Source organism: Methylobacterium sp. WL116 (assembly GCF_008039455.1).
Taxonomy (GTDB): Bacteria; Pseudomonadota; Alphaproteobacteria; order Rhizobiales; family Beijerinckiaceae; genus Methylobacterium.
Genome location: NZ_VRUV01000394.1, coordinates 1 through 4,273 on the forward strand (window position 1 = coordinate 1; position 4,273 = coordinate 4,273).

Sequence of the window (4,273 nt, forward strand, 5' to 3'; positions counted from 1 at the left end):
CGCCACGGCCGCGAGCTTCGCCTGCCAGGCCGACGACGCGGTGACGCCGCTGGCGGCCCTCCCCCCCGGCACCGTGCTGGCGCCGATCGTGATGGGGCCCTCGATCCTGATGCGGACGCCGCACGCGGTGGTCGCCGCACCGTATCACCGGGCGGTTCCAGGGCTCACCGCGGCGATCGAAGGGCTCGGCGGCAGCGAGGGCGACCTGCGGCGGCAGGTGGCGGCGCACGGCGTCCGCTACGTGGTCGCCTGCCGGGTACGGCCGGAGGCGGATCTCGACGGCCCCGCCTTCGCCACGCGGCTGATGCGCGGCGAGGCGCAGGCCGACTGGCTCAAGCGGCTGCCGCTCGGCGGCGACGTCCTCGCGGTGTGGCGCGTGCGCTGAGCTACTTCACCACACGGTCGAGCTTGTTGTTGACGAAGAAGTACAGCTCCTTCGCGCCGGGCTCGGTGTAGAGCACCTGAACCTCGCGGCCGGCGCGGCCTTCCCCGACCAGCACGTCCACCGGCGGGCGGCCCTTCAGCCGCACGAGGTCGCACTCGCCGATGCCCGGCTCGATCGCGGCGGCGCTCGCCGGGGCCGGACCGGTGCAGGATCCGTCCGGCGCGAGCACCGGGCCGGTGAAGGTCGCCGCCGCGGGCACGCGCGGCGGGATCGGCACGATCTCCGAGGGCGCGGGCGGGGATGTCCGCTCGGTCACGGTGCAGGCGCCGAGGAGGGCGGCCGCGATCAGGCCGGCGCCGGCGAGGGTCCGCAGATCTGGCAACGTCACGGCGCCTCCTTGCGCTGCGGGTTCGGGGCCGTCGCCTCGCGCGCCTTCAGCGCGGCGGCGTAGAGGGCGGAGACGTCGCGCTTGAACGCCGCCCGGGCATCGGGGCGGGAATAGAACATATGCCCGCCGGGGTACACCGCCAGCGAGAGCCGCGGCTCCGCCCCGTAGGACGGGATCTGGTCGATCAGTAGCTTGGAGGCGAAGTACGGCGTCACCAGGTCGGTGAAGCCGTGCGCCACCAGCACGCGGACGTTGCCGTCGAGCGCCAGCACGCCGCGCAAGGCGCCGACCGCCTCCGGCGCGGAGCGGCCGCCGCCCCAGCTCCAGCCTCGGTTCACGGCCGTGTTCAGGAGCTCGTAGCGCAGGTTCGTCACCCGCCAGTTCAGCGTCTTCGCGTAGAGGTCGATCATCGCGCTGGTGAGCGGCGCCTGGAGCGCGGTGAGTAGCGGGTCGTCGAAGCCGGAATGCGCCGCGGTCGGGTCGGGGTCCCATCCCGAGACGCCGGTGTCGTAAGCGCTGGCGACGCGGCCCGACGCGCGGTCGACCTCGCGCTGGACGCTGCTCGAGGACAGCCGGCCGCCCTGCGCCTTGACGAAGGCCGGGTCGAGCCCGGTCAGCGCGGCGACGCGCTCGGTCAGGCGCGCCACCGCCGACGCGTCGTCGGGCCCCTTGAGCAGGTCGGCGAGGTAGGCACCGGTGGCGTAGCGCTCAGTGTCGGCCAGGGTCTCGCGAGTCGGCACGGTGCCGGCCCGCTCCAGGGCGCCGGCCGCGTAGGAGGGCAGCCGCAGGACGTTGCCCCAGGGGTTGGCGCGCGGGGGCGCCAGGGTGCCGAAATCGAGCACCGGCGACAGCAGCACGAGGCCCGACAGGCCGACGCCGATGTCCTCCTGCAGCTTGGCCGCGATGAGCGGTCCCCGGAAGCCGCCGTAGCTCTCGCCGACGTAGAATTTCGGGTCGCCCATCCGGGTGTTGACGCGCAGGTAGCGGGCGATCGCCGCCGACAGCACCGAGGCGTCCGACTCCACGCTCCAATACGCCTTGCCGTCGCCGTCCGCGGCGCGGCTGTAGCCGGTGCCGACCGGGTCGATGAAGACGAGGTCGGTGAAGTCGAGCCAGGTGCCGTCGTTCGGCACCAGCGCGACCGAGCGCGACGGGCTGATGCTCGCGCCGTCGGCCGGCAGGCGCCACGGCCCGATCGCGCCGATGTTCAGGTAGGCGGAGGCCGCCCCCGGCCCGCCGTTGATCGCGAAGGTGATCGGCCGCACCGTCCCGGCCGCCGCGGGCCGGGTGTAGGCGACGAAGGCGATCTCGGCCTGCAGCTTGCCCGATTCGTCGACCAGCGGCAGGCTGCCCGCGGTCGCGGTGAAATCGAGCTTCTGGCCGTTGGGAAGCGTGACGCTCTGCTCGGTGGTGACGTCGGGCGGGAGCTTCTTTCCCTCCGGCGCGCGCGCCTCGGTGGGCCCGCGCTGCGGCGCCTGGGCCGCCGCCGCAAGCGGGACGATCGCGAAGAGAAGCGCGACGAGTGCCGCGAACCCCCTCCCCCCTCTGCGGGGGAGGGTGGCCCTCGCGTCAGCGAGGGCCGGGAGAGGGGCGCGACCTCTTCGGATACGGCGCTCCCCTCTCCCCCTCTGCTCCGCAGGGTACCCGCCCCCGCAAAGGGGAGAGGGAAGAACGCGCGCCATTTTCATGATCGGCATGGTCGGTCCTGCATTCCAGTCGCGGGGGAGCGTCACGCCTTCTTCAGCCAGCGGCCGCCGTCGTCCTGCTGCCAGTAGGCGACCGCGTGGCCGGCGGCCTTGGCGGCCTTCCACTGCTCGCGGGCGCGCAGGAGCGCATCCTGGTCGGTGCCGTCGAACAGCACGCAGATCCGCTCGTAGTCGCCCGCATCCGGCGGCAGGTCCGCACCCTCGACGAGGAAGCGGATCGCGGCGGCGTTGGGGTTGGTGTCGCGCAAGGTCAGCACCACCGGCTGGCTCGCCGCGTCGGGCTCGCGATCGGTGCCGTGGGGCAGGAAGCTGTCGTCGCGGAAGGTCCAGAGGTGATCGTCCAGCGCCTGGAGCCGTTCCTCGCTCGCCGCCTGGATCGCCGCCTGCCAGCCGCGCTCGCGCGACTTCTCGACGAGGTTCGGCAGCACCGCTTCGAGCGGCTGGTTCTGGAGATGGTAGAAGAGGATGTCCGTCACGCCCGCTCAGATAGGCCGCTGGGCGCGCTTTGCACAGCGCGTCATCGGCGCACTCACCCGGGCAGGATGACGTGCGGGACGAACAACGCCGCGTCGGTGGTGATCGGGCCGGCCGCCTCGCGCAGGCCGATCCCGACGCAGGCGTCGCCGACGATCCAGGCGCCGACGAGGGCGTGGCGCCCGTCGAAGCACGGCAGCTCGGCGAGCGCCTGCCGGACATGGCCGCCCGCGCCGTAGGTGCCGTGATCCTGCGCCAGCACCGCGCCGTCGCGCACCATCAGGACGTTGGCGCCCTCGCGCGAGAACAGCGGCTTCTTGACGAACGAGGTGCCGAGCCGCGCCTTCTGCGGGTCGTCCTCGAAATAGGCCGGCAGCAGGTTCGGGTGGCCGGGCTCGCGGGCGTAGAGATGCGGCAGCAGCCCCTTGTTGGACAGGACCGCCTTCCAGGGCGGTTCGAGGAACCGCGTCGGCGTCGCGGCGAGCGCTTCGCCGAACGCATCCGCGAACGCCCATTCCCACGGGTAGAGCTTGAACAGGGTCGCGATCGGCGCCTCCGTCCGGTCGACGAAGGCGCCGCTCGCGGCAAGGCCGATATCGCCGAGGTCGAGGAAGCGGGTCGCGAGGCCGGCCTGGCGCGCGCAATCCTCCAGGTAGGCGACGGTGCCGCGGTCCTCGGGCGCGTCGGCGTAGGCCGCCAGGGCCAGGCAGGTGCCGCCGACCGCCCGGAACCGCTCGATCAGGCGCTCGTGCACGGCGTTGAACTGGTCCGAGCTCGCCGGCACCCGCCCGAGCCGCAGCAGGTCCTCGAGCCAGAGCCACTGGAACACCGCGGATTCGTAGAGCGCGGTCGGCGTGTCGGCGTTGTATTCGAGGAGCTTGGCCGGGCCGGTGCCTTCGCCGCCGTAGGCGAGGTCGAGCCGCCCGTAGAGCGAGGGGTCGCCGCGGCGCCAGCTGGTGCGCACGACGTCCCACATCGCCTCCGGGATCGCCAGGGAGGCCAGGATGCGCGCGTCCTCAACCGCGTCGGCGACGAAGGCGAGGCACAGCGCGTGGAGCTCGGTGCCAGGCGCCTCGATGTCGCGCTCGATCTCGCCGAGCGTGAAGGCGTAGGCGTAGGCGTAGGCGTGGCTCTCGTCCCAGTAGGGCGCGCCGTCGAGGGTGTGGAAGGTGAAGCCGTTGGCCCGCGCGCTCGCACGCCAGCCCGGCCGCTCGCCGATCGCGATGCGGCGCATCAGCCGCCGCTCCCGTGACCCGCCATCCCATGGGAGGCGAAGCCCCGGCCGGTCGCGCCGAACCCGCCGAAGGCGGCCGGGCGCAC

General features: G+C 73.3%; 4 protein-coding genes and 1 pseudogene. 1 reads left to right on the forward strand and 4 read right to left on the reverse strand.

Features of this window, described 5'->3' with window-relative positions:
* Window positions 1–385 (forward strand): annotated as a pseudogene (locus FV223_RS21190) (hypothetical protein); the annotation flags it as partial.
* 1 nt (window position 386) lies between these two features.
* On the opposite strand, the gene FV223_RS21195 reads toward FV223_RS21190, so the two are convergent.
* From FV223_RS21195 to FV223_RS21210, 4 genes are read right to left on the reverse strand one after another with little or no spacing between them, the layout of a single operon-like run.
* Window positions 387–731, reverse strand: coding sequence for a hypothetical protein (locus tag FV223_RS21195; protein ID WP_243948459.1), 345 nt, complete (start codon window positions 729–731; stop codon window positions 387–389).
* 38 nt (window positions 732–769) lie between these two features.
* Entirely contained in the window at window positions 770–2,470 is a 1,701-nt protein-coding gene (locus FV223_RS21200) for a peptidase S10 (protein WP_246686528.1), read from the reverse strand.
* 32 nt (window positions 2,471–2,502) lie between these two features.
* Window positions 2,503–2,955, reverse strand: a complete 453-nt coding sequence (locus FV223_RS21205) for a DNA polymerase III subunit chi (RefSeq protein ID WP_147728855.1) — start codon at window positions 2,953–2,955, stop codon at window positions 2,503–2,505.
* A 53-nt stretch (window positions 2,956–3,008) separates the two neighbouring features.
* Window positions 3,009–4,187 (reverse strand): glutathionylspermidine synthase family protein, encoded by a 1,179-nt coding sequence (locus FV223_RS21210; RefSeq protein WP_147728856.1) that lies wholly within the window; start codon window positions 4,185–4,187, stop codon window positions 3,009–3,011.
* Window positions 4,188–4,273: the final 86 nt, after the last annotated feature.